Below are 25,032 nucleotides of genomic sequence, written 5' to 3' on the forward strand. Positions count from 1 at the left end.
CCCCACAAGTGCCATAATGATTAGCTTTATCCATATATTTTCTCATGCCAAATGCTGTCAATTTTGTATAGTTTGAAGCTTGAATAATTGGATTTTTAGATACTGATTAAATTCACAGTTCTTCATCATGAGTTGGCTTTGGTGAACTAGACGGATTATTTCCGTATTTCGAGCTGAGTGAATATGAGATAAGTTCATACTTTATGAATAAATTTAGCTATTTAGCTTGTTGAATGAAAAAACGAATGGAATGATAGACGGAAAGACTATACGGATTTTTTCCGTCTATTAAATTGTTATACCTATTTGGAGAGTTATGTTCAAGGAACTAAGTACGTCTATAAAAGCTAACCTTTATGAAAGGATTTCAAGCCCTCTTTTTGGAAGCATAGCTATTTCTTGGCTTTATTTTAATTGGCAATCAATTGTTTTCATGGCTATGTCTGATCAAAAGATAGAAGCGAAATTAAAAGTATTTACAGAACAATATAGTGATGTTCACATTAACTTCACTTATCCAATTGTTTTTGGTTCTTTGATTGCTTTACTATACCCCATAATTGCTTATGTTCCATTTTGGGTTTGGGAAAAAATGCAACATAAGCAGCGAAACTTAAAACAGTCATTATCCATGTCGCAGCAGTTAACTGTTGAGCAGTCATTACTTCTTAGAAACGAACTTGTTGATAAAGAGAAACAAATTAAAAGTATTGTCTCTGAAAATCAAGATACAGTTCGTACTTTAAAAAGCAATATTTCAACTCTGACCGAAGAAAACTCAGAATTGTATTATAAGCTTTCAGAGTTAACACCACCTGATCCTAAAGCCGATCCAAGTAAAATAGAACTTACGGAGACGGAATACCAAATCCTTAATGCACATACAGGTTTAAAAGAGGGGCATGTTCAAATTGCCCCAGATATATCGACAAATCTCGGATTAGAAATAGAAAGTGTGGCGATTGCTCTAAAACAATTAGAAGCACAAAAATTTATCAAATTTAACGGTGACGTTGAAGACGATAATGGTAATGATGTTCCAGGGTATATCCTTGATGAATTAGGACGAAAATATCTAGGTTATAAAAAAGGTCAGTCTGCATAATAAATAGCTATAACAAGTCGTTTAAAAGGACAAAAAACAGTTGGCTTTTGCTCCTTCGTCGCTAATTTTAGCCAACAATTTTTTGCCTCTTAACGAGGCGTTATATGCCTAAGGAGGAAAAATGTGGAAACCGAGCTCAAAAGATCTTCATGAACAATTTGAACTCAATATGAAACGAGAGATAGCTGAGGCAGAACGCAATCAAAAAAGTGCTCAATTACCTAAACGACTATATTATGTTTGCCGTTTTGTTGAGATAGTCAGTGTGGTTTTTATTATTTATCAATACCTTTTTGGCGACGGTATTGGTTTGGGCTTCATGTCAGCTTTGGTAGTTTGGTTACTTTTATCTCCTTCTACCTTTTTTTACAAAGTATGGCTAGAGTATTTGAATAACGCTAATTTGAACTATGCAAATGCTGAAACAATGAAAATTAAAAATGAAATGTTGTATGAACTAGATGAAATTAAAAAGAAAATCGGCATATAACAAACGTTTAAGGTGTCAAGATACTTCACCTAATCTAATAAATGATTTAGCACAATAACCCTAAATCGTTTTTGTCCAAAATCGTGCTAGCTCACCTCATTATCTCTGCTATGTTTGAAAGCTTTAGCTACCCTCAGAGCGTCACTCCAAAAATGAGGAATGAATTATTTGGAATCTCTCACATCAATGAAACTTACATGAAAGTGAGATCTCGCATCTTCTTCACTTAGGCTCATGTGCGGGGTGACAAGGCCGGAGTGATTCATTTATTTCCAAAATGAGTTTGTTTCTTTACCTAACTCATACTCTAGGCTTTGATGTGTCCAGTTGTGAGTCATTATGTTCGCAGGCCGACTACATGATTTGGCAGTGATTAACCAGTGGGTGTGTAAGATCGCGTATTAGTTAACCTGAACTTTGGATAATTTAAGCCTTACAGCATGCGCCTAACGTCGTTAAAATCAACGCAATAGACTAGCTATTGACTTATGATTTTGCCTAGTTATTCATCAAAAATAGATGAACTGTAATAATGAATTACTAACTTATTGATATACACCTTTAATTGACTTTCTTATCCAGAGTTCAGGTTAGCTAAAACAAATTAGTGATTCGATATGGTAAAGCGACTTACGGTCACGTGATCGTTTGTAGAGCAAAGCACGCCAAATGTGTGCAAGAGAGACTACCTATAAAGTGTTATATGGATTATAGAAAGAGATAAAGAAAAAGCCGAATTGAAATATACAAATAAAACAACAGGTTATGGTTTTATTGTGAAGTAATAAAAAGTTGGCACACAAATGGCATTAATGAAAGGGATACATTCTCGTCCTACCTTGTGTTAACAGAGATAGCTTTTATTAAAAGTCATGCATTTAACACACACGCCTGCCTCACCTGAGACAGGCTTTTTTTTATTTTTGAAACCGATCTTTTAAATTCAGGCTATTTAGTTAGTTTTTCTAAATCCGCAGGGCGGTAGTAAACCGATTTCAAAACTTTACCTTTACGAACCGTCTTGCCTTGCATTTCAACATCTTTAGCGCATTTCGCTATGATGTATTCGCCTTTTTGTACGCCCTCAAGTTCAACACCTTGTTTGGAGTAGAAAGCTTGAGTTTCCGTAAATTCTTGTTCATTACGGCATACTTTACTCATGTTACTTGAATGTACTTCATCCCAACATGGTAGGAATTCAATGCCACGGTTTTTCGCAACATGCAGTAATAATTCGATGATATAGCTAATACCGACATTACTGATTGCTTGGTCGTCACCACGGTGAACTAAACGACCCATTAGAACGTAAACCGTATCAACAATCGCATCTGCTTGCTCGGTTTTACAGTCAGCTTCTGCAAGCTCTGTCAGCTCTTCAATCGCAAGAGAAGTGTGCAACGTATCCGCTTTGTCATCTAGAGAGGCTAGGTCTGCGACAGGGAGATCAAAAGTTGAACGGAACTCAGTAATATCACGATATAAGTGTTGGTAAAGTTCCGGCGTAAGTAGGGTAAATTGCATGTCATTGCCTCATGAATAAAAGTTGCGGCAGATGATAACAAACAATACCTATTTCAGTCATGAATCAATTCAATTTTTCCGCACGGTTAAGCTTGTAGGCAAGAATGAGAATGGCGAGATATAACACGCTGCCGCCTAATGCAACCATGCTCCAACCACCGTGTTGCCAGCAATAGATTAAGTAAAACCCACCAAGACTACCCCCAGCGTAATAATGAACAAGATATAAAGCCGTCGCACTGGCTTTTGCTTGTTGTGTTTTAGAACTCACCCAGCCATATGCTAATGAGTGAGTGAAAAACGCACCACCACTGATTAATATAAGCGAAATAAACATGGCATATAAATTTGGAATGAGTGCTGTGAGCATTCCGATTAAGCTGACTACCGTGCCTAACACAATGCCGCTGGTGGACTTAAAGCGTAAGCTCCATTGTCCACTGAGCTTCGAGGTTAAGGTTCCCGTTAAATAGCAAAGAAAGATAAGCGATACCAAGCTGACTGGAAGTGAGAAAGGTTCACCGACTAAGCGAAATCCCATCACGGTATAAAGGTTAACAAACAAGGCAAAGTTTAGCCCGCCAATTAACATTGCAAACCAAAGCTTAGGGGTCTGTAAATGATGAATGGCATCTCTTAAATGACTAGACAATGAAGTCTGTTTGGCGACAAAGTTTTTTTGTGCTGGAACCCAAAGCGTAACCAATATTGCAATGGCAAGACTGAATAACGCCATGCCAATCACGGCCGTTTGCCAACCCAGCCATTCACCAATGACACCGCCATAAATTCTACCAGTAATTCCGCCTAATGAGTTGGCACCAATATAAGAACCTACCGCGAGTAAAAAGACTTTAGGACTAAACTCTTCTGCCATGTAGGCCACTGCCACGGAAATATAGCCCGCTAAGGCAATCCCCATTAAAGCCCGTGAAGCAATTAGTAACCCAAGTTGATCGGAAAATAAAATACATAAACCAACAACTGGTGAGGCATACAAGCTGAACAACATGATTTTGCGCCGACCGACTTTTTCAGAATAGATCGCCCAAGGCAGTAATGACAAAGATAATGTTAAAGTCGCGGCAGCTAATACCCAGTTAACATGAGCGGCGGTGACTTGATAATGTTCAGCAATTAATGGCAGTAAAGGTTGGAATAAGTATAAATTACAGAATGAAATAAAAGAGCCAATGAAAAGCCCAAAGGTGACTTTTTTCAATGTCTTTGGATTGTCGTTATCTAGTGGCTGGTTCAATGACGAGTCATTCACTGATAGGGCAGCTTGATTTTGGTAAGAGGTAGTCGACATTAACGGCGCTCTAGTGAAGTAGATAATAGAATTTTACCAATAGCGATGATATATATAAAATATATTAAATTAATAGTATCTATCTATTTATGATCTATACCCAAGTAACTTGGATGGGAATTTATGTTTCCCAATGTCATTAGAGAATCGGCCATCCTATGAATACCAAAGCATTAAAGTACTTTGTCACCATCGCCGAAATGAAAAGTTTCAGTCGAGCTTCTGAAGTGTTACATGTTGCGCAGTCAGCATTGAGCGTTTCAATGAAAAATCTCGAACTCTCAATAGGCTTAACACTGTTACGCCGTCACGATAAAGGAGCTCAATTAACGGATGAAGGGGGACGTTTGTATAAACACGCGAAAGAAATTCTCCAAAAGCTAGATGATGCTGAACTTGAAATGCAGGAATTGAAAGGTTTGATCAAAGGCGAAGTGAGATTGGGCGTACCTAGTATGATGGGGTCTTACTTCTTTCCTGATATTTTGATGGCATTTAAACAACAGTATCCTGATTTGAAATTGACCATTATCGATGCCGGAACTCAATCGATTCGGAAAATGTTACTCGATGGTGAGTTGGATCTTGGTGTGATTCTCAACGAAAACGTACCGGACTCTCTGGCAATTGAACCATTAGTGGAAGATGAAATGTTAGTGGTGGTAAGCCCTGAACATGAGTTTGCTACTAAGCGTTCAATTTCTATTACCGAGTTCTTCTCTCAAGAATTAATCATGTTTAAGAAAGGGTACTTTCATCGAGAAATGGTCGATAAGTTATGCATTGAACATGGCTTTGAACCGAATATTTCCATTGAAACTAATTTGATACCGATGATTTTAAAAGTGGTACAGAAAGATTTTGCGATTGGGGCATTATTGAAATTAGTGACTGAACAAGAAAAAGGTGTGGTAGGTATTTCATTTGATCCTCCAATCACGCTCAAAATAGGAATGGCTTGGCGTAAAACTGGGTATTTGTCGGTGGCGGATAAAGCCTTTATGGAGTTCACCAAGCAAGCTTTACCCGCAGCGATAGGAAGAGAAAAGTAACGGGTATGTTAGATAATGTTATTCACTATATTCCTTGTATACTCGGCGAGTTATGCCGGTAAATAAGGTATAAGGAATGGTATCGCAACAGTGCGCAACTTCAGCAGATTTTACGTTCTTACCCCATAATTCAACGGTAGAGCCGATATCAGCATTTGGGATGTCTGTTAAGTCTACTGTCAGCATGTCCATCGAAACACGGCCAACAAGTTGAGTACGAATACCATCAACCATCACTGGTGTGCCGTCTTTGGCATGTCTTGGATATCCATCGGCATAACCAATTGCCACCGTGCCTATCTTCATATTACGTTCACAACGATAACGCTCACCATAACCAACGGATTCTTGCGCTTTCACTTCACGTATTGCGATGATTTTTGAGGTCAATGTCATTACCGGAATCAGTTGTTTTGAAGCTGAGTTCGGGTGTAAAAGTGGATCTGCGCCATACAGCATAATACCCGGTCGAGTATAACCGCTAAATTGCTCACTATGGCTTGATGGATGGGCTAAGGTCGCGGCGCTATTGGCAAAACTACTTGTTTGTGTTTTTAATTGAGCCAAAGTTGCTTTGCACGTTTTCAGTTGGCTTTGTGTCATCGACTTATCAAGCTCATCGGCACATGCAAAATGAGTCATGTGAACGATATTATCCACCTGTGGTAATTCGCTTAATTGTTCAAAGGCAGAGGGGTAGTCTTGCGGAGAAAAGCCTAACCGATGCATACCACTATCAAGTTTTAGCCAGACATTAAAATTGTAAGATTCTGGCTGACGCTTTATTGCCTCAATTTGATGTTGGCTATGTAAGGCTGTCCATAAATGATGGCGCTGAATAAGCTCAAGCTCTGACGCTTCAAAAAAACCTTCTAATAATAGAATTGGCTGCTTGATACCGGCTTCACGTAGCTCAATTGCTTCTTCAATACAGGCCACACCAAAGGCATCAGCTTCTGATAGAGAGTGCGCTAATTTTACAGCGCCATGGCCATAAGCATCGGCTTTGATGATTGCTACTGCTTTTGAGTTTGGAGACTGCGCTTTAGCCACGCGGTAATTATGTCGAAATGCGGCAAGATCAATGCTTGCTTTGGTTGGTCTAGCCATAGTAACGCTCAATAGATAAGCCTTCAGGATCAATATCAGGCTGTTTGTTATTGATAATATCTGCTACGAATTTGGCAGAGCCAAGCGACATTGTCCAGCCCAAAGTACCATGCCCGGTGTTCATGTATAAATTGGGGTACTTGGTTCCACCGAGTATTGGTGTGCTATCTGGTGTCATCGGACGTAATCCACACCAAAACTCTGCTTTGGCAACATCTGCCGCTCCCGGAAACATATCTTGAATAACAAAATCAATACTGGCACGGCGCTTAAGCGGTCGTTCTAAATTAAATGAGGCTATTTCTGCGGTGCCACCGACACGAATACGATCTTCAAAACGTGTAACAGCGACTTTATAAGTTTCATCCATAATGGTCGATTGAGGAGCACGGGATTCATCTTCAATCGGTAAAGTGAGTGAATACCCTTTAATTGGGTAAATTGGTAGGTCAATTCCTAACGGTTTCATCAATTTAGGTGAATAGCTGCCTAGTGCGCAAACAAAAGTATCGGCTTTTATTACTCCTTTATCTGTTTTCACGCTAACAATCTTACCGTTCGATTCAACTAAATGTTCAATATTGGTATTGAGCATAAACGTCACGCCAAGCGCTTCACATTGCGCAGCGAGCTCGGAAGTAAATTTATAACAATCACCAGTTTCATCACCTGGTAAGCGTAGGCCGCCAACAAATTTATCTTTCACATTGGCTAACGCTGGTTCATGCTCAATACAACCTTGCATATCTAAAGCTTGATGAGGTATTCCCAGTTGTTTTAGTACTGCAATATCTTTTTGTAGAACATCAATTTGTTTTTGTTTACGGAATAACTGCAATGTGCCTTTTTGGCGTCCATCGTAGTTAAGATTGAGTTCTTTACGAAGATCGACAAAACAATCACGGCTATATTCAGCGACACGTAACATGCGAGCTTTATTGGTTTGATAACTCTTGGTATTGCAATTCGCTAACATTTTGCTCATCCACGACAGAGTATAACCATCGAGTTCTTTCATGTTGATCATAAAAGGAGAAAGATCTTGCATCATCCAACCAATCGCTTTGAAAGGCACACCGGGAGCGGCCCAAGGAGAACTATACCCAGGGGATATCATTCCAGCATTGCCATGGCTAGTTTCTTCCGCAACATGGTTCTGTCTATCTATCACCGTTACTTCATGACCCGACTTTGCCAGATACCAAGCCGTTGTGACGCCCAATACTCCACCACCTAAGATTGCTACTTTCATGATCTTCCTTAAATAAGCTCGATAACAATGTATAAAACCAAGTCTATTAGAAAATTAGGAGAATGGTGCTTTGTTGTTTTTTAAAGTGTAGTTTTAAATGCTAGTAATGTTGCATTTTTGTAGCACATAAATTATTAAATTTTGATGATTTATAAAGTGAGACTTTAGTCAAACTTATTTGAAATTTTAAGTAAACAAGGTACTGAACTAGTGATAATGAATATTAATTCTAGTGAAGTTGAGATGGTTATCAGGTAAAATTTCTTTTTATTTAATGGGTTAGCGTATATTCATTATCGATGTAGGAGCAATATATGAAGCAATGGTTGTTTTTAGGTGTCGCGATTATGTCTGAAGTTATTGCTACTTCGGCGATGAAATCCAGTGAAGGCTTTACCAAGCTAATACCTTCATTAATCGTGGTTTTTGGCTATGTAGCAGCGTTTTATTTTTTATCCTTAACCTTAAAAACCATTCCGGTAGGTATTGCTTATGCTATTTGGGCGGGTCTCGGCATTGTGCTGATTGCCGCAGTAGGTTGGATGGTTTTTGGTCAGAAGTTGGATCTACCGGCAATACTCGGTATGGGGCTGATTTTACTAGGCGTATTTGTGATTAATGTATTCTCAAAAGCTGGTGGACATTAATTTGATCTAATTATAAGCCAGCTTCGTAGAGTCATGGATGAATCTAAAACAAGGACGTTGTATGACATTTTCTAAATACATTTCTAGAGTACTCCCGCTTTTCACTGCGCTACTCCTTACTGGCTGCTTAGGCATGCCGAAATCCGTCACTCCTATTCAAGAGTTTGATGTAAACCAATACCTAGGCACATGGTATGAAATCGCTCGTCTCGATCACTCCTTTGAACGCGGTTTAACACAAGTCACCGCTGACTACTCATTAAAAGAAGATGGCGGCGTTAAAGTCATTAACCGTGGTTACTCAACCGAAGAGGGAGAATGGCAACAAGCAGAAGGCAAAGCGTATTTTGTTAACAAGCCCAATGAAGGCTATTTAAAAGTCTCTTTCTTTGGGCCGTTCTATGGTTCATACGTCATCTTCTATCTAGATCCCGCAGGTCAATACGCATTCGTTTCTGGCCCAGAGCACGATTACCTTTGGTTATTGTCCCGGACTCCAACCGTAGATAACACGGTAAAGCAAAAATTTATAAAGATGAGTCAAGATAGAGGGTTTGATACTAATGAGGTGATTTTTGTGGATCAAAACAGAGCAATCGAATAAAAGTTATTTTCTTGAGCGCATTGAGGCATTTTAAGTCCATACTTGCTAAGAATAAGTATTCATGCTTTTATCTCAATGCGTATCAGACATATGAAATTTTTATGATAAAAAAGATCCCTCTCGTCATTGTTGAAGATGACATCAAATTACAGAGCATGCTGAAAGACTATTTCAATCAGCAACAGTTCGATGTTCATGTATTGTCAAATGGCTCACATATTACGGAGCTATTGGTTCAACTGAATCCTGCCATTGTAATTTTAGATCTTATGCTACCAGGAGAAAATGGCCTCAGCATTTGTAGACGTATTCGAAAAGAATATACGGGAAAAATTGTAATGTTAACCGCTAGTGATGATGATTTTGATCATGTTGCAGCCCTTGAAGTCGGTGCGGATGACTTCATTACCAAGCCGATTAAACCACGAGTATTATTAGCTCGATTAAGAGCCGTATTAAGGCGTGACTCTAAGAATGAAGACGAAATGAAAAAACTTTCTTTCAATCAGCTTGAGTTAGATTTTAATCGAAAAAAATGTACATATAATCAGCAATTGATACCGTTTACTGATAGTGAGTTTGATCTACTCTGGATACTGGCTCAGAGTGCTGACACACCTGTATCACGAGAGACATTAACGAAAAAAATCCGTGGTATTGAATATGATGGTATAGATAGAACGATAGATAATAAAATAGTATTGCTGAGAAAGAAGCTAGGGGATAACTCACTTTCACCAAATAAGATAATTACAGTACGAGGTAAAGGATATCTTTTTGCCTCAGATGTATGGGAATAAGCCAATGCGTCGCATTTATTTTGAATGTTTTTTAGGGCTAGTTTTACATTTATGTTTAATTGTCGGCGGTTATAATTTTATTGTTTATGATTTAAATGTTGATTACGATTATTTACTTGAAGACTTTGAAGGAGAAGGCCTGCGTAGTTTAGTCGGGGAAATTTACCGGCATCAAGGAGAAGAGGCAGCCTTAACTGCTGTAAATAATTACGCAAAAACAACACGACAGATTTTAACAAAACCAAATACTCTTCCAGAAGATATCCAACAATTTTTTTTCCACACTGCCCCACAAAGCCATACCTATCATGACGCAGATAGAGTGCTATGGTTTCGTTTTAAACTTGATGACGATATTTATAGCTTACGTCCTGATATGAATACTCCGTTACGACGATCAATTGAATTTGATAATGACATATTATGGGTATTTTTCATTGTAGGTTTTGCACTTTACAGTATCCTTTTTACGTGGTTTCTTAGCCGTCGTGTCCGTTCTTTAGAGAAAGCTACATTTGCATTTGCTAATGGAAATTTTGATATGCGAGTATCAGAAAAAAGTGCGGATAAGGTAGGAGCTTTAAATCGAAGCTTTAATTATATGGCAGATAAAATTTCATCATTAATATATACCAACAAAGCACTTACTAATGCAGTTGCTCATGAGTTGAGAACACCTATATTCCGCATTCAATGGCAAGCTGAACTGTTACAAGAAGGTAACCTTTTACCAGAACAAAAGAAAAGAGTAACCAGTATTATTGAAGATATTGATGAAATGGACGCAATGGTGAATGAGTTGTTATATTATGCGAAAGTAGAGCGGGCCGATATAAAATTGAAAGTCGTTAATGTAGCGATAGAAGAGTGGTTATCAAACATTATTACTAAATGGAATTCTCATAACCAATCAAATATTCATGTTATCGATAGCACCCCCAACGGTTATTTAGATTGTGACCCTTATATCTTGACACAAGCAATAAATAACTTGATTGGTAATGCAAATAAGTATTGTCGCTCATCAATATATCTTTCATATCAAGTGAAAAATGGATATTGGAATATTACAGTTGAAGATGATGGAGATGGAATCCCAGAGGAACATTGGCCATTTATTTTTGATGCTTTCTACAGTGCTAATTCGTCAAGAAATAAAGAGAATGAAGGTTTTGGATTAGGGTTGGCCATTGTTAAGCAAATCATAAAGTTACATGATGGACGTATTGAAATTAGCAATAGTGTTTTTGGTGGTGCTAAGTTTACATTATTCCTACCTGTTGAGAAGGCTGTGAGAGTTCATTAAACTTATTGTTATTCAATTAGTTGGTTGTATCTTTTTGAATTTCGAATCTTCATTTTGTAGATACTCGTTTTTAATGTCGACATAACCATACAAAGCACTGACATACATTTACATTTTTCATGGCTAGTATAAGTGGCATATAAACTACTTATACTGGTATCTATGAAAAAGTCATCCTCTTTGGGTAATCTATCACTATTTAACATAACGATACTACTCGCAGCTTTTTTTGCTTTAGTTATAAATATGCCTGTTTATTTTAAAGTATATAAAATTATGCTTGAAGAAGGGTATGTTAATTGGTTTTTTTTGGTTTCTATCCCATTTTTTTTATTTTCATGCCTAACTATTATATTCAATGTTTTTACGTTTCCTTATGTGATAAAGGTTGTATTTGTTCCTGTTGTATTGATATCCAGTATCGTTAGTTACTCTAGCTTTACTTATGGTGTTTTTTTTGATGTTGATATGATAAGAAACATATTTCAAACAGATAAAAGTGAAGCTTTTTCTTATTTTAACTGGCCATTTTTCATTTGGTTCATATCTTTCGGTATCATCCCTTCATTAATTCTTTTATTCGTAAACATAAAAAAAGAGCGTTCATTGTGGTTTGTTATATTAGATAAGATAAAATTACTTGTTTTTTCCATTGTGGTTATTTTCTTTGTCGCAATCTTCTTTTATAAAGATTATGTGTCAATTGGAAGAAATAACAGTTACTTAAAAAGAATGATCATTCCAAATGAATTTATTTATAGTACGTATAAATATATTAAACATGAATACTTTTCTTATCCTATTGTGTATAGAGAGATTGGTTTAGATGCAAAAGTAACCAATAATAATTTATATCATAAACCTAAACTATTAATCATGGTTGTTGGGGAAACCGCGCGAGCACAGAACTATCCAACTAACGGATATAGTCGTAATACGACGCCATACACAGAAAAAAAATCAGTCTATTCATTTAAAAATGTTAGTTCATGTGGAACGGCAACCGCTATATCAGTACCTTGTATGTTTTCAGCATTAAATCGTAATAACTATGATCATGATATTGCGAATAATCAAGATAATGTGCTTGATATTTTAAATAGAGTTGGCATTGACGTATTGTGGAAGGACAACGACGGTGGTGATAAAGATGTGGCTAAAAATATAAATAAAGTCATGATTTCAAGAGATTCAGATAATGATTTGTGTGATGGTTCAACTTGCTTTGATGAAATTTTAATAAAAGACCTCAAGAAAGATATAAAACAAAAAGATCAAGTTATTATTTTACATATTATTGGGAGTCATGGACCAACTTATTTTAAGCGTTACCCTAAAATGGAGCGTGAGTTTTCACCAGTTTGCAATAGAAGTGATATTGAAAATTGTAGTAAACAACAAATTATTAATACTTACGATAATACAATTATGTACACTGACCTGTTTTTATCAAAAATAATAGATATTTTATCTGATGAAAAAGACCATGATACGGCACTTTTTTATATTTCTGATCACGGTGAATCATTAGGCGAAAATGGTATTTACTTGCATGGAATGCCATACGCGATCGCACCTGAATATCAAAAAACAGTTCCTATGATGTTATGGATGTCTTCTTCTTTTAAACAGGGGATGTCATTGAATGAAAATTGCATGAAGAAACTTCAAAAAAGAAATGACTTATCTCAAGACTATGTATTTCATTCATTGCTTGGTGCTATGAATGTGAAAACAGAAGTATATAAAGAATCGTTAGATTTATTTTATCAGTGTAAAAAACAATAAGAGTAAGGTTTATTAACTTCTCAAAGACATAACTAGCCGGTTACTTAATAAAAAACTAACCGGTTATTTTGTACAAAAAACCTTGCCCCGAATCTCTTCAGGGCAAGGTTTATCATTTTAAATCTAGTTGCTGCTAACGTCTAGATAATACGAGCACGGAAAGTTTTTCCTTTCATTTTTCCGTTTGAAATCTTCTTCAGTGCTTGTTTGGCAATGCCTTTTTCAACTGCTACATAAGCACGCATGTCGAATAAGTGGATCTTACCAACACGTTTGCCGTCTACGCCATTATCACCGCCAGTTAAAGCACCTAGAATGTCTCCAGCACGGACTTTTTGTTTTTTGCCACCATCAATTTGTATGGTCGCCATTTTTGATTCAAATGGAGTGTCAGTTAACACGCTGTCTGAAGGTAATGTCGATGGTAAAATTTCAATGTCCATGTACTCATCAATTTGAGCAACTTTAAACATTTCTTTTTCAGCAAATAGGCTAAACGCCATACCTTTACTGCCAGCACGGCCCGTACGACCAATACGATGTACGTGAACTTCTGCATCACGTGCTAGTTGGAAGTTGATGACTGCGTCTAGGTTTTCAACATCTAGACCACGTGCAGCCACATCGGTTGCAACTAGGATAGACGCACTCTTGTTAGCAAAACGTAGTAGGGCTTGGTCGCGGTCGCGTTGCTCTAAATCACCGTGTAGGGCGATCACATCAAAGCCTTTGTAATGCAGTTCATCTGCTACTTCTTGAGTTTCACGCTTGGTATTACAGAAGATCACAGATGATTCTGGTTTGTGTTGTAGTAGTAGTATCTGAGTTGCTTTTAAACGGTCTTCAAATGAATTAGTTTTATAAAAGAATTGAGAAATGCTTGAGTTAGTGTGCTGGCTTTCTACCTTCACAAGCTCAGGGCTGCGCATGATGCGGTTCGCAATTTTTTTAATTTCTGGTGGGAAAGTGGCACTAAATAGTAAAGTCTGACGTTGGGTTGGTGCTTGTTCAATGATGGCATCTAATGCATCTTGAAAGCCCATGTCTAGCATTCGGTCAGCTTCATCAAGCACTAGGGTATTTAGTTCTGATAAATCAATACGGCCTTTATCTAGGTGATCAAGAATACGACCCGGTGTACCCACTAAAATGTGTGCGCCATGTTCTAGTGAACCAATTTGCGGGCCAAATGGCATGCCGCCACAAAGCGTTAATACTTTGATGTTGTGAATGCTACGCGCCAGTTTGCGGATTTCTTTAGCGACTTGGTCTGCTAATTCACGGGTAGGGCAAAGTACTAAAGATTGCACACGAAAACGCTTTACGTTCAAATTGGCTAATAAGCCTAAGCCAAATGCGGCGGTTTTGCCTGAGCCGGTTTTACCTTGGCCAATCACATCTTTGCCAGCAATCATTAAGGGTAGGCTATCGGCTTGAATCGGCGTCATAGATTCATAACCCAAAGAGGTTAAGTTTTCGATTAGTGCAGGATCTAATGCAAGGCTAGAAAAAGCAGTATTTGAAGGTGCTTTGTTTGTAGGAGAATCTGTGGTCAAAATGGTTTCCTTAAAGGAAGAGCAAGCACATCATCGGCTTACTCTATAAATTTGTTTACCCGGTATATGAAGCCATGGTCGTTGAAGAGACGGCCCCAGTTTTCGAGGGATAGGGTTTAACTGTTATAAATTTTGTCGAAGTTGGCGGCGTTCCATCCTGCCATCATACGGTCGCCGATCTTCAAAACAGGTACGCCACGTGCGCCCATCGCTTCAAGCTCTTTGCGTCCGCGTTGCATCTTGGCATTACACAAACGGTACTTAATGCCTTTTGAATCTAAATACATTTTAGCGGCTTTACAGTGTGGGCATTTGTCAGCCACATATAAGACTACTCGTTTCATAGTGATTATCTTTTTATACTTTTATTAAATTTGTGTCGTTATCAGCTCAAATATAGCTGGGAAGGCTACTTGGCTTTAAAAAGGTAAGGGAAAAGCTGTTGCCTTTCTTCTTCCGTTAAGCCTTCTACCCGAGCGATATTGGTATCTGGAATCATTTCTGGGTTTGGATAATGTTTTACCGCTTTTTCCATGCTTTCTTCACGAATAAGATGAAGCACTGGATAGGGCGCTCGGTTAGTTAAGTTTTCAGCATCATCAGGGTCAGCACCCGCGAAACAATAATCTGGGTGGAAGGTTGCCACCTGGAATGTGCCTTCCCATTGTTCTTGTTTAATCAGTGCGTCAATCCAATCTAAGAAGAAATTATAGTCGTCAAAATCTTGTAGCATGTGAGGAATGACAACTAATGTGGTTTCTAGCTCGGAAACTGGCGTATTAACGAGCGTGGTGAATTCTTGGAAAACATCTTCTAATAATGCTTCTTCAACTTCAGCTTTCGAAACCATGATCTTAATTTGCTTATTACGTTGCGGCTTGGCTGCGAAAGGGCATAAGTTCAAACCGATCACGACATCAAGTAACCACTGTTCCACTTGTGATTCTATTTCTTGATAGCTAGGAAGAGACGAAGAGGGGGCTGACATTGGAATTTTCACACTGTTATTGATAAGAGATGCGTTGACGGCGGATTCTAACATATAACTGTCTCGCAAATTGGATCTTTTTAAAGGTATATACCCAAGTGACTTCAAGACGCAGAATTCAGAGCTATCATCCAAATCTTTAAACAAGAAAGATTTGTGCAGGAATGTAATCACCTTTCAAATGAATCTGACGCAGTCTTTCTCTTATCAAAAAGAAGGGAATTGGATGAAGCTCCCGAAGGGCAAGTTAAAACAAGCTTTATGTGGCGTTAAATTAAATAGAAATAGAGTAACTATGATCATATTCAATTTGCCTTGCCTAAAACTTGTTTTAATCTTGCTGAAACTCGCATATTGAAGTTACTTGGGTATAATCACCGCAAAGATTACGTCGTAAAGAGAGCATCATGGCAAAACTGACACTACAAGAGCAAATGCTTAAAGCAGGCTTGGTGAGTAATAAAAAATTAGAGAAAGCGAAGAAATCATCGAAAAAATCTCGCGTTCAAGCTCGTGAAGCTAGAGAAGCGGTTGAAGCGAATAAAAAAGCGCAACTTGAGCGTGACAAAGCGTTAAATGCTGAGCAGAAAAAACAGCAATTAACCAAAGAATTGAAAGCGCAAGTGAAGCAATTGATTGAAATGAACCGTATTGAAATTGCAGACGGTGATATCGGGTATAACTTTACTGATGGTTCATTAGTGAAAAAGCTTTATGTCGATAAGCCAACGCAAGATCAATTAACCAAAGGTCGTTTAGCGATTGCTCGTTACCTAGAGGGTTATGCGATTATTCCGGCAAGTGTGGCAGACAAAATCTTCCAACGTGATGAAGAAAGCATTGTATTGAATAATGTCCTGACTCAAGAAGAGCAAGATGAAGATGATCCGTACGCAGATTTCGTGGTTCCTGATGATTTGATGTGGTAACCCACTTTTCAAATCTAACAAAATGATTAAATTGAAGGCAGATGAGGCAGAGCTTGTAATAGCGCTGTTTCACCTGCCTTTTTAATTGTGTTTTAGAATGCTGATCAGCATGTTTGTTGCATTATCTAATCGGTTATATTGCTTAGCTTTTCCTAAGACTCGCATACCTTGTATTTGAGTGAGGATTAAATCTGTCAGACTAGATATTTCTACACCTTCACTCAATTGTCCTTGCGCTTTGGCATGATTCAAACAGTTAGTCACCCCATCACTTAAATAAGCAAATAAGCATTTTCCTGTTATTTGAACATCTTGATCTCGGTTAGCGTGCTCAAGTAGGGCATTTTGAATGAAGCAGCCGAATTTTTGGCTTTTTTGAAGATTAGAAAAATTAAGCAAAAAATCCGTTAACGTTTCCAAGTTTGCGTTGGGGGCAAAAAGCGGTTTAGCAGCAGGCTTTGATATGTTTTCAAGGTAATAGTTGAGAGCATTGATATATAAAGCATGCTTATCACCAAAAGTATTATAAAGACTAAAACGATTGATGGCTAAGTGTTCAACAAGATCCGATATAGAGGTATTAGCGTAACCTTGCTGCCAAAACAGCTGCATTGCCTCTACTAATTTCTCATCTTTATTAAAATTACTTCTTCTTGCCACGAAGCGACTCGCCTATTTATTGCCTAAGATGGTTACGAATGTAGCAAGAATTTAATCGAGGTTAAAGAAGTTGTTGACTGATCGTTTAGTTATTCGCTAAATTATAACTAAACGAACGTTTAGAAAAGGAAGACACAATGAAAATATATGAATTTGCTGCGAACCCAAGCTCACGCCGTGTTGGGATTTTTTTGAAGGAACTAGGAGTAGAAGTTGACCGTGTTCAGCTTAATGTTCGTGAAGGGGAAAACTTAACATCGGAATACTTGGAAAAAAGTGTTAACGGCAAAGTGCCAATGTTAGAGCTTGATGATGGTACTTGTATTAGTGAAACCATCGCGATCTGTCGCTTTTTTGCGGAACACCAAAATGATACATCACTATTTGGAACGACTCCGGCTGAAAAGGGTTTAGTAGAAATGTGGCAGCGTATTGTAGAACTTGATGGCCTGCATATGGGTTTTCAAGCCTTCCGTAATTTATCTGGTGTTTATGCTGACCGAGAACGTTGCGTCGAAGCATGGGGCAACGAAGCGAAGTTACGTGTAGAAGAGTTTCTACCGAAATTAGATAAGCAATTAGCTAAGAATCAATATATTGCTGGTGAGCGTTTTAGCATTGTAGATATTACAGGGTTTCTTTTTGTCGGTTTTGTGTGTGAGAAAGCGTTGGAGATCAAAGCGCTAGATATCTATCCAAATATTCAAACTTGGTATAACAAGGTATCGGAGCGTCCTGCGTTTCAATAAGCGGTTTATTGATTAATCAATAGTGCACGACTTAGTTAAAGGTGTGCACTATTGCTTTTATGATTAACTCACTTCAACGGACTCTGAGCTTTGCTTCTCTTTCCATTCTTTTAGTGCTTGTTGCATGTCTTGTTCATTCTTTAGCACTCTACCTAGGGCATCATCGGGTTTTTTCGGTAAGGTTAAGCCGCATGAAACCAATGTTGCGGTTAATTGTTCAACGGCAAGGTGAGGCACGTAAATTAAATCTTCTTCTTTTTCAAAGCGAACATAACCATTAGATAAGTTAATGGCTTGGGGAACGAAAACTACACGATAGCCTTCTTCTGGTACTGGATAGAATTCGCCATCTGGGCCTAAAAACTTTTCACCACTTTGATTTGGAATCATCCAAGTTGGACCGAGATCAAATACGATTTCTTTCGAATTGGGACCAGACCAAGAGCGGCTAAATGCAGGTTTTTTGAAAGGTGATTCCTCTGACGTTAATGCTTCCATAATTTGCTTGGTAGAGCTATGAATGATACCGAAGCCGGGGATACGGTTAATGGTTTTTTCTGATAACCAAGTGTAGAAACGCTGCTGTAAATTGCCATCAAAAATAATTCCAACGATGAGCATTAAAACGATGGCTGCTATTAACCCAAAACCCCATATATCGCTTAGAGTTTGGTGTAGGCTTTCAGGTAAAAAGTAGCTTGCCGTTTTATCCATAAACCGAACAACAGCGTTAACCACCCAGCTCGCGATCACCAAAGGGATGACAAACAACATGCCTATTTTTATTTTTCGAATAATCAGCTTCTTCATTAATAAATCTCTTACCTGTTTACTTTGTGGATAGTGGTGGTGATTAGCGATAATTTTACATCTAACCAGCATTTAGCATATCTAGTTCTTGCAGCCTAATGTAACCTCTGCGTTAATATACCCAAGTAACTTCAAGATGCGAGTTTCAGCAAGATTAAAACAAGTTTTAGGCAAGGCAAATTGAATATGATCATAGCTATTCTATCTCTATTTAATTTAACGCCGCATAAAGCTTGTTTTAACTTGCCCTTCGGGAGCTCCATCCAAGCCTCTTCTTTTTTATAATAGAAAGGCTGCGTCATATTCGTTTGAAAGGTGATTACATTCCTGTACGAATCTTTCTTGTTTAAAGACTTGGATGATAGCTCTGAATTCTGCATCTTGAAGTCACTTGGGTATAACATGAAATAAATAGAAAAGTGAGAGCAGGCAATATGTCACATAGCTTTTTGATTGAACAGTGGGATTTTTCTACCCAACCAGCGCAATTGGTTGAACCTAAAGATCCGTTAGATATGCTACAAGAGAATCATTGGTATCATTGTCAGCGTGAGGCCGGAGCATTACGTGAATGGTTGCTAGATAATGATTTCGAAAGTGGTGTGGTCGATAGTCTGCTTGCTGATGATACGCGTCCACGTTTTGAGATCTTTGATGATCAATCATTTTTACTTATTATGCGTGGCGTGAACTTAAATGAAGGTGCAATGCCAGATGATATGTTGAGTGTGCGCATTCTTTGGCATAAAGGCACGTTAATCTCAACTCGTAAAATATCGTCTAAAGCCATTACCGGCATTCGCAATGCATTACGTGAACAAAAAGGACCGAAAAATACCGCTCGTTTATTATTAGCGATTATTGAAGGCTTAAACCAAAACATCGCGGGTTTCTTGAATGAAGTAGAAGAGCAGTTATTTGAAATTGAAGAAGGTGATGGTAAAAACAGTGATTTACATGTAATTCATAAACGTTTATTAAAACTTCGTCGCTTTATGAAGCCTCAACGCTACGCACACGATGATTTCTTAAATGTTGGTCATCCAGAAATGGAAGAAGTTGAACTAAAAATGCGTAATGCATTAGATACAGTAATTCGAATTAATGAATCGATTGATTTTTATATTGAGCAGATCCAGTTAATTAAAGCGGATATTGAACAAGAACAAGCCGAGAAGATGAACCGTAACACCTACTTGTTTACTGTGATTGCGGCGATATTTCTTCCTGTCAGCTTTTTAACTGGTTTATTAGGTATAAATGTTGGTGGAATCCCCGGCGTTGATAATCCATTGGCGTTCTTTATCTTTTGTGCAGGGCTTGGTGTGACGTTTGTATTAGAATTTATTTTATTGCGATGGCTGAGGTTCTTTTAGTTTTCGCATATTCAGAGAGTAATGAACATAAGCTCAGCCGTCTGTGTTATTTCTAAACGGTTGTGACAACATCTTTAATAGAGATTGTTCTTTGGTTGAGCGGAATAAGTTAATCCCAATGGTCATATTTTCATGGCCACCTTTCGGTTGGCTAATATAACTACCAAACCAACGATCCCAAACGGATAAACAAAACCCGTAGTTGCTGTCGGTTTCATTGCGATGAATAGAATGATGAACTCGGTGCATATCTGGTGTGACAATCCATTTTCTTAAACGCTCATCCATGCGATAAGGCAATGACACATTACTATGGTTAAACATCGCACTGGCGTTGAGTATGATTTCAAATACAAAGACAGCTAGGGGAGAAATTCCTAACAAGGCAATTGTTGCGAGTTTAATTAGCATCGAAAGCCAAATCTCGATGAAATGAAAGCGCGAACCGGTGGTGACGTCGATATCTTGGTCGGCATGATGCACGCGGTGTAAGCGCCAAAGCAGTGGGATTTTATGAAATAGACGGTGCTGCCAGTAAATCACGATATCTAATAAGAGTAAGCTACATACTACATTTAGCCATGCAGGGATGTTAAACCAATAAAATAAACCCACGTGGTTGTTCTGCATTAAATAGGCAAAACTGATTGCTAGAAATGGAAGAGTGAAAGGTAATAGAACGCTGTTAAGTAATACCAAACCTAAATTATTGGTCCATCGATAGAGCTTAGGTTGAGTGAGACGCTTTTTCGGTTTTTTGATTTCCCAAATCGCCATGCTTACCAGAATTAGAGTAAATACACTAATTCGAATAAGTGATTGTTGTGACATCAATAGGTCTGGCATGGTTTGGTCTCATCGTGATTACAGTAAATGCTAATGAATAGATAGCTCTTTTATAAGAAAAATTTCATATATACCCAAGTCGATATTTTTTGTGTCAATCTTTCCTGTCTAAAGGCTAAATGATAGCTTTGAATTTTGTATCTTTGAAGCTACTTGGGGATAAGAACATGATCACTTGTTTTGAGTGAATGGCTTTACAATTTGAACGGTTAACTCTACATTAAAGCCATCATTGGTGCCTGGTTATATCCGTTGTACTTGAAGTTGTAGTTTTGTAGACGTCGTTCATTCGCCCTCATTTATTTGTTGCCTAACTGCAATTCAAATTACTTTCGGTATAGTTTAAATCATAAACATCCAAGCATTAAGCATATTAGTCGGGGAGCCAGCAAAGGCTGAGATCACTTATGTGAGACCCGTTGAACCTGATCTGATTAACATCAGCGTAGGGAACTAGTACCAACGTGTTGAGCTTTTTTTATCTCTACATGTGTATTACTTCTGTGCGCTAAAAGGAAGTAATGCATGTCTCAATCAACTTTCCCATCGCCACACACTTCTAATATTCCTAATGTACTAACTATCGCAGGATCGGACTCTGGTGGTGGAGCTGGTATCCAAGCTGATATTAAAGCTATTTCTGCAACAGGAAGTTTTGCCTGTTCTGCTATTACTGCACTCACAGCGCAAAATACTCAAGGAGTAGATGCCATCTTTCCTGTTTCAGCTGAATTTATTGGTCAGCAACTCGATTCTATCTGTTCTGATATCAATATTGCCGCAGTTAAAATTGGTATGTTGAACGATAGTGATGTAATAGAAGTAATAGCAGAAAAGTTAACGCACTATAACTTAATGAATGTAGTGTTAGATCCAGTTATGGTTGCCACTAGCGGTGACCCATTAATTCAACCTGCCGCAATTAATACACTGAAAGAAAAGCTTATTCCTTTAGTAGAATTAATCACACCGAATTTACCTGAAGCCGGGTTGTTGATTGGGGAGCCTGAACCAAAATCAGAGAGTGAAATTGAAGGCTTTATTGAGAAGTTAAAAGCCCATTCAGAATTGCATAAGGTGGATATTTTATTAAAAGGCGGGCACTTTAGAGGTGAGGAAAGCCGAGATTGGCTTATTCAAAGAAACCAAACCGCGGTCTACACTCATCGACGTATTGCAACCCAAAATACTCACGGAACAGGGTGTACGCTTTCTTCTGCTATCGCTTCTTATTTGGCACAAGGTTTTGATCTAACAGAGGCGATTGGGCATGCTAAGCAGTATTTATCAAATGCATTAACTCATGCCGATGAGCTTAATGTGGGTAAAGGATCCGGTCCCGTTCACCATTTTTATGCCCAAGCGAGTAAATAGAGACTTAATTATTCTTTGTTGGGCTCAGGCGGCAGCCTTTTTTGCCGCCTTTCTAATAATTTAGCGCCACCTCGGTAAACAAAGAGCGACCACAGGATCAGAGCGCAACCAATTACTTTTCCTATCGGCATATCATCGCCATAAAAGACCACACTTAATGAACTTGCCCACACCGGCTCTAAGATCATAATAATTGCCGCATTGCCCGATGTGGTGAGCTTTTGTCCTATGGTTTGCATTACATAGCGTAAGCTGGTGGCTAAAATGGTACTTAATGCTACCCACATCCAAGTTTCATTGCTGACTTGATCGGGCCACTGCTCTAGCGAAAGTGAAGCGATAGTTCCCACTGTACCGACCACAAAAAGTTGAATACAGGCTAACGCTAAACTTGGAACGCTTTGGGCATATTTAGCATTAAAATTAAAGTGAAAGGCTAATAATACAGCAGATATTAAAAACCAGATTTGGCTAGGAGAATGCTGATAACCGTTAGATAAAGATAGAAAACCTAACCCTAAAACTGCAAATGGCAAAGAAATCCAAAACATGCGGATTGGTTTTTGTTTAAAAAGAGCCCAGCCTACAAGTGGTGCAAACAGCATGGCAAGACTTGAAATAAAGGCGCCCTCTGCCAAGGTATCGGTAACAGAAATAGCGGTTACCCAAGTGAGTAGTGCGCAGGACATTAATAAGCCAACACTCGCAGCATTAATAATTTGCCCGCGAGTTAAAGCAACTAATTGTTTATAGCAAAAAGGTAGTAAGAATAACGATGCGGCGACAAAGCGTGTTCCAATAAAAGCAAAAGGAGGGAGACCCATAATCGCTTGCTTGGAAAAAATCCAACCTAATCCGGCAAAAATAGTGGTTAGGATTAATATTATCGTTGCTTTGGCTTCTTGATTCATTAAGAGCGCACCATGATAAAAGAGGGTAAGTGTTCAGATTAGCATCACTCAATACGGTAGTCTGCTGGTGGCGTGAAACTTTAAAAGTAAAAAACCCTTAACCGAGTTTTATCTACATGATAACGGTTAAGGGTTATTCATTAGAGGAAAGATTAAGCTTTAGTTCGTAAGCCTAGCTCAATTTCACCTGCATTTGGGTTGTTGAAAGTATCAACATCCATTTCATTTTCAGATTTCGCAACGATACAAGTCACAACACTGTCACCGGTAATGTTAACTGCGGTACGGATCATATCGAGTAGACGGTCAACACCCATAATAAGTGCAATACCCTCTAGTGGTAGACCAACTTGGTTAAGAACCATTGCTAGCATGATAAGGCCAACACCAGGAACACCTGCAGTACCCACTGAAGCTAACGTTGCCGTTAAGATAACAGTGACATAATCACCAAGGGTTAAGTCAACATTAAATGCTTGTGCAATAAAGGCTGTCGCAACACCTTGCATGATCGCAGTACCATCCATGTTGATGGTTGCGCCAAGCGGTACAGTGAACGAAGCGATTTTATTACTCACACCTAAACGATGAGTTGCCGTTTCCATAGTCACTGGAATCGTTGCATTAGAAGAGGCGGTTGAAAATGCAAACATAATGGCATCTTTCATCTTCTTCCAAAATACAACAGGGCTTAGTCCAGAAAGCACTTTCAGTAACACACTATAAGTAACAAATGCATGAATAAGTAAAGCCGCAACGAGAACTAAGAAGTAAGCGGCTAGGTTACCGATTGCCTCTAAACCAAGTCCTGTAAACAGTTTTCCCATTAAGAAGAAGATACCGTAAGGCGCAACTTCCATTAAAATGGTCACTAGTTTCATGATTACAGCATTTACGTCGTTGAAGAAGTTACTTACGCGTTGACCTGCTTCACCAGCAAGGCTAATCGCAATACCGAATAGTACTGCAAATACGATAACCTGCAGCGTATTACCTTGGGACATTGCTGCCATTGGGTTGCTAGGGAACATGTTAACGATAACTTGACCTAGCGATGGAGCTTCTGCCGTACTAAATGATGCTGCTGATGTTAAATCAGCACCAGAACCTGGCTGGAAGAAAATACCCATTACTAATGCTAGTGTGATCGCCACTGCTGTTGTCGTAATATAAAAAGCAAGGGTCTTACCACCTAGGCGGCCTAGTGTAGTGATGTCTTTTAATGAACTTGTACCACAAACTAAAGATACAAATACAAGAGGGATAACTAGCATTTTTAAGCTAGCAATAAAGATTTTGCCACCGACATCGAATAAACCATTGACGATATAGGCATCAATGAATTCATTACCGGATAGGAAGGTGCGAATTAAAAATCCACATAGAATACCGGCAAACATGCCGAATAGAATTTTGCTCGTAAGTGAGCGTTTGGTTTTGTTGTTATCGTTCGTCATGAACTGATCTCCATATGAATACTTTGTACAACTTGCAAAGTGAATCGGAGATTAGCAGAACTTGGTAAAGATCTTCCTAAGTTGTAACAAAAAATGATCTTGTTGCGTGATGATGATCACGTTTGGTGGAGGATTTGTGTGTGAAAGGGAAACATGTTAGTTGTTTAATATTCTGGAAATATAACAAATTCAAACTGGCCGTGCTATTGCTTGATCATATTGTAATATTTACGACTTATATTTTTGTACTATTTGGATTAGGCGACTTCTAATTGGTTGGCTATTAATTGAACAATAGTTTCTCTTTCATTAGTCAGTGAATTGATTTCTAAGTTAAATAATTAATGTTTGTTTTACTTTAAGTGTAAAGAATACTGTACTAGTTC

The 25,032-nt window shown here is 38.4% G+C and carries 24 protein-coding genes and 1 riboswitch; of the genes, 12 read left to right on the forward strand and 12 right to left on the reverse strand.

Annotated elements, in window-relative coordinates; translation table 11 throughout:
- The first annotated feature begins 316 nt into the window (after nt 1–316).
- Together QQJ93_RS04705 and QQJ93_RS04710 are read left to right on the forward strand one after the other, a co-directional pair.
- Nucleotides 317–1,105: a hypothetical protein gene (locus tag QQJ93_RS04705; protein WP_089124335.1), complete on the forward strand. Its 789-nt coding sequence runs from the start codon at nt 317–319 to the stop codon at nt 1,103–1,105.
- A gap of 169 nt (nt 1,106–1,274) precedes the next feature.
- The gene (locus QQJ93_RS04710) at nt 1,275–1,595 is read left to right on the forward strand and encodes a hypothetical protein (protein ID WP_145981762.1); all 321 of its coding nucleotides are present in this window, start codon (nt 1,275–1,277) and stop codon (nt 1,593–1,595) included.
- Nucleotides 1,596–2,543: 948 nt separating this feature from the next.
- Here QQJ93_RS04710 and QQJ93_RS04715 read toward each other — a convergent pair.
- Both QQJ93_RS04715 and QQJ93_RS04720 read right to left on the reverse strand, forming a co-directional pair.
- The gene (locus QQJ93_RS04715) at nt 2,544–3,119 is read right to left on the reverse strand and encodes a nucleoside triphosphate pyrophosphohydrolase family protein (protein WP_089124337.1); all 576 of its coding nucleotides are present in this window, start codon (nt 3,117–3,119) and stop codon (nt 2,544–2,546) included.
- Between the two features lie 64 nt (nt 3,120–3,183).
- Nucleotides 3,184–4,431, reverse strand: a complete 1,248-nt coding sequence (locus QQJ93_RS04720) for an MFS transporter (RefSeq protein WP_089124338.1) — start codon at nt 4,429–4,431, stop codon at nt 3,184–3,186.
- A gap of 158 nt (nt 4,432–4,589) precedes the next feature.
- Here QQJ93_RS04720 and QQJ93_RS04725 point away from each other — a divergent pair, with 158 nt between their 5' ends.
- The gene (locus tag QQJ93_RS04725) at nt 4,590–5,483 is read left to right on the forward strand and encodes a LysR family transcriptional regulator (RefSeq protein WP_089124339.1); all 894 of its coding nucleotides are present in this window, start codon (nt 4,590–4,592) and stop codon (nt 5,481–5,483) included.
- Between the two features lie 18 nt (nt 5,484–5,501).
- Here the strand turns inward: QQJ93_RS04725 and alr are convergent, their stop codons facing one another.
- The gene (gene alr, locus QQJ93_RS04730) at nt 5,502–6,593 is read right to left on the reverse strand and encodes an alanine racemase (protein WP_089124340.1); all 1,092 of its coding nucleotides are present in this window, start codon (nt 6,591–6,593) and stop codon (nt 5,502–5,504) included.
- Nucleotides 6,586–7,845: a D-amino acid dehydrogenase gene (locus QQJ93_RS04735; protein WP_089124341.1), complete on the reverse strand. Its 1,260-nt coding sequence runs from the start codon at nt 7,843–7,845 to the stop codon at nt 6,586–6,588. The genes alr and QQJ93_RS04735 overlap by 8 nt, the downstream gene beginning before the upstream one ends.
- Before the next feature lie 314 nt (nt 7,846–8,159).
- Between QQJ93_RS04735 and QQJ93_RS04740 the strand changes: the two genes are divergently transcribed.
- From QQJ93_RS04740 to QQJ93_RS04760, 5 genes are all read left to right on the forward strand, one after another.
- Nucleotides 8,160–8,492 (forward strand): SMR family transporter, encoded by a 333-nt coding sequence (locus tag QQJ93_RS04740; RefSeq protein ID WP_089124342.1) that lies wholly within the window; start codon nt 8,160–8,162, stop codon nt 8,490–8,492.
- Between the two features lie 79 nt (nt 8,493–8,571).
- A complete protein-coding gene (locus tag QQJ93_RS04745) occupies nt 8,572–9,096 on the forward strand; it encodes a lipocalin family protein (protein ID WP_431313585.1) in 525 nt (174 codons plus the stop codon).
- A gap of 101 nt (nt 9,097–9,197) precedes the next feature.
- Nucleotides 9,198–9,896 (forward strand): response regulator, encoded by a 699-nt coding sequence (locus QQJ93_RS04750; protein WP_089124344.1) that lies wholly within the window; start codon nt 9,198–9,200, stop codon nt 9,894–9,896.
- A 4-nt stretch (nt 9,897–9,900) separates the two neighbouring features.
- The gene (locus QQJ93_RS04755) at nt 9,901–11,202 is read left to right on the forward strand and encodes a sensor histidine kinase (RefSeq protein WP_089124553.1); all 1,302 of its coding nucleotides are present in this window, start codon (nt 9,901–9,903) and stop codon (nt 11,200–11,202) included.
- Between the two features lie 162 nt (nt 11,203–11,364).
- The gene (locus QQJ93_RS04760; RefSeq protein WP_089124345.1) at nt 11,365–12,990 is read left to right on the forward strand and encodes a phosphoethanolamine transferase; all 1,626 of its coding nucleotides are present in this window, start codon (nt 11,365–11,367) and stop codon (nt 12,988–12,990) included.
- Between the two features lie 140 nt (nt 12,991–13,130).
- Here the strand turns inward: QQJ93_RS04760 and dbpA are convergent, their stop codons facing one another.
- From dbpA to QQJ93_RS04775, 3 genes are all read right to left on the reverse strand, one after another.
- Entirely contained in the window at nt 13,131–14,546 is a 1,416-nt protein-coding gene (gene dbpA / locus QQJ93_RS04765) for an ATP-dependent RNA helicase DbpA (protein WP_089124346.1), read from the reverse strand.
- Between the two features lie 116 nt (nt 14,547–14,662).
- On the reverse strand, nt 14,663–14,890 hold the full coding sequence (locus QQJ93_RS04770; protein ID WP_089124347.1) for a glutaredoxin family protein: 228 nt from the start codon (nt 14,888–14,890) through the stop codon (nt 14,663–14,665).
- Between the two features lie 65 nt (nt 14,891–14,955).
- Nucleotides 14,956–15,534 carry a DUF1415 domain-containing protein gene (locus tag QQJ93_RS04775; RefSeq protein ID WP_089124554.1) on the reverse strand — a complete coding sequence of 193 codons (579 nt, stop codon included), beginning with the start codon at nt 15,532–15,534 and terminating at the stop codon, nt 14,956–14,958.
- 407 nt (nt 15,535–15,941) lie between these two features.
- On the opposite strand from QQJ93_RS04775, the gene QQJ93_RS04780 reads away from it, so the two are divergent.
- The gene (locus QQJ93_RS04780; protein ID WP_089124348.1) at nt 15,942–16,463 is read left to right on the forward strand and encodes a DUF2058 domain-containing protein; all 522 of its coding nucleotides are present in this window, start codon (nt 15,942–15,944) and stop codon (nt 16,461–16,463) included.
- Between the two features lie 81 nt (nt 16,464–16,544).
- Here the strand turns inward: QQJ93_RS04780 and QQJ93_RS04785 are convergent, their stop codons facing one another.
- Nucleotides 16,545–17,123, reverse strand: a complete 579-nt coding sequence (locus QQJ93_RS04785) for a TetR/AcrR family transcriptional regulator (protein ID WP_089124349.1) — start codon at nt 17,121–17,123, stop codon at nt 16,545–16,547.
- Between the two features lie 137 nt (nt 17,124–17,260).
- Here QQJ93_RS04785 and QQJ93_RS04790 point away from each other — a divergent pair, with 137 nt between their 5' ends.
- Nucleotides 17,261–17,872, forward strand: coding sequence for a glutathione S-transferase family protein (locus QQJ93_RS04790; protein ID WP_089124350.1), 612 nt, complete (start codon nt 17,261–17,263; stop codon nt 17,870–17,872).
- Between the two features lie 63 nt (nt 17,873–17,935).
- On the opposite strand, the gene QQJ93_RS04795 is transcribed toward QQJ93_RS04790, so the two are convergent.
- Nucleotides 17,936–18,682 carry a DUF502 domain-containing protein gene (locus tag QQJ93_RS04795; RefSeq protein ID WP_160117512.1) on the reverse strand — a complete coding sequence of 249 codons (747 nt, stop codon included), beginning with the start codon at nt 18,680–18,682 and terminating at the stop codon, nt 17,936–17,938.
- 434 nt (nt 18,683–19,116) lie between these two features.
- On the opposite strand from QQJ93_RS04795, the gene QQJ93_RS04800 reads away from it, so the two are divergent.
- On the forward strand, nt 19,117–20,058 hold the full coding sequence (locus tag QQJ93_RS04800; RefSeq protein ID WP_089124353.1) for a zinc transporter ZntB: 942 nt from the start codon (nt 19,117–19,119) through the stop codon (nt 20,056–20,058).
- Nucleotides 20,059–20,091: 33 nt separating this feature from the next.
- Here the strand turns inward: QQJ93_RS04800 and QQJ93_RS04805 are convergent, their stop codons facing one another.
- Entirely contained in the window at nt 20,092–20,889 is a 798-nt protein-coding gene (locus QQJ93_RS04805; RefSeq protein ID WP_089124555.1) for a sterol desaturase family protein, read from the reverse strand.
- Nucleotides 20,890–21,272: 383 nt separating this feature from the next.
- Nucleotides 21,273–21,373, forward strand: a riboswitch (TPP riboswitch).
- A gap of 56 nt (nt 21,374–21,429) precedes the next feature.
- Between QQJ93_RS04805 and thiD the strand changes: the two genes are divergently transcribed.
- Complete coding sequence (gene thiD / locus QQJ93_RS04810) at nt 21,430–22,278, forward strand: bifunctional hydroxymethylpyrimidine kinase/phosphomethylpyrimidine kinase (RefSeq protein WP_089124354.1); 849 nt, start codon at nt 21,430–21,432, stop codon at nt 22,276–22,278.
- A gap of 8 nt (nt 22,279–22,286) precedes the next feature.
- Here the strand turns inward: thiD and QQJ93_RS04815 are convergent, their stop codons facing one another.
- Entirely contained in the window at nt 22,287–23,189 is a 903-nt protein-coding gene (locus QQJ93_RS04815; protein WP_089124355.1) for a DMT family transporter, read from the reverse strand.
- Nucleotides 23,190–23,341: 152 nt separating this feature from the next.
- On the reverse strand, nt 23,342–24,646 hold the full coding sequence (locus QQJ93_RS04820) for a dicarboxylate/amino acid:cation symporter (protein ID WP_089124356.1): 1,305 nt from the start codon (nt 24,644–24,646) through the stop codon (nt 23,342–23,344).
- Nucleotides 24,647–25,032 lie beyond the last annotated feature (386 nt).

Source organism: Vibrio algivorus (assembly GCF_030161215.1).
GTDB lineage: Bacteria > Pseudomonadota > Gammaproteobacteria > Enterobacterales > Vibrionaceae > Vibrio > Vibrio algivorus.